Annotated in this window: 1 protein-coding gene; it reads right to left on the bottom strand. The window is 69.8% G+C overall.

The genetic code is table 11. The annotated features are described in order from the left end of the window. Positions 1–52 precede the first annotated feature (52 nt). Positions 53–636 (bottom strand): fumarylacetoacetate hydrolase family protein (locus tag OR16_RS38655; protein WP_006164815.1); only part of this gene is annotated, 584 nt, incomplete at its 5' end.

The raw sequence follows: 636 nt of genomic DNA, 5'->3' as shown, positions 1-636 counted from the left end.
ATATTGCCGGAGCCGATGATGGCGGCGCGCAGGCGCGTCGGGGATGGCTTGCTCATGCGGATTGCTCCTTGTTGGCCGGGGCGAAGCGCGTGGACAAGCGTCCCAGCCCCTCGATCTCCAGGTCGAAGACGTCGCCGGCGGCAACCGGCACCATCGGGCCCAGCGCGCCGGTCATGACGATGTCGCCGGCTTGCAGCGGACGGCCCACGCGCACCATGGTGTCGGCCAGCCACAGCGCGGCGTTGAGCGGATTGCCGAGGCAGGCGGCGCCCGTGCCAAGCGAGACCTGTTCGCCGCGGCGCTCCATCACCATGCCGCAGCCGATGAGGTCCAGGTCCGCCAGCTTGACGGGGCGCGAGCCGAGCGCAAACAGGCCACTGGATGCGTTGTCGGCAATCGTGTCGACCAGGCGGATATCCCAGTTGGCCACGCGGCTGCCGACGATCTCGGCAGCGGGTAGCGCGTAGGCGGTGGCGCGGATCAGGTCGGCGATGGTGTGGCGCTCATGCGCCAGCGGATGCGCCAGCACCAGCGCGATCTCGGCCTCGATCTTGGGCTGCAGCACGCGGCGCAGGTCGATCTCCTCGCCCTCGGCCACGGCCATGTCGGCGAACAGCATGCCGAAATCCGGCTCGC

The sequence above is a fragment of the Cupriavidus basilensis OR16 genome (assembly GCF_000243095.1).
Classification (GTDB): domain Bacteria; phylum Pseudomonadota; class Gammaproteobacteria; order Burkholderiales; family Burkholderiaceae; genus Cupriavidus; species Cupriavidus basilensis_D.
The sequence above is the reverse complement of the archived record's forward strand: the minus strand, read 5'-3'. Positions and strand labels throughout refer to the sequence as shown.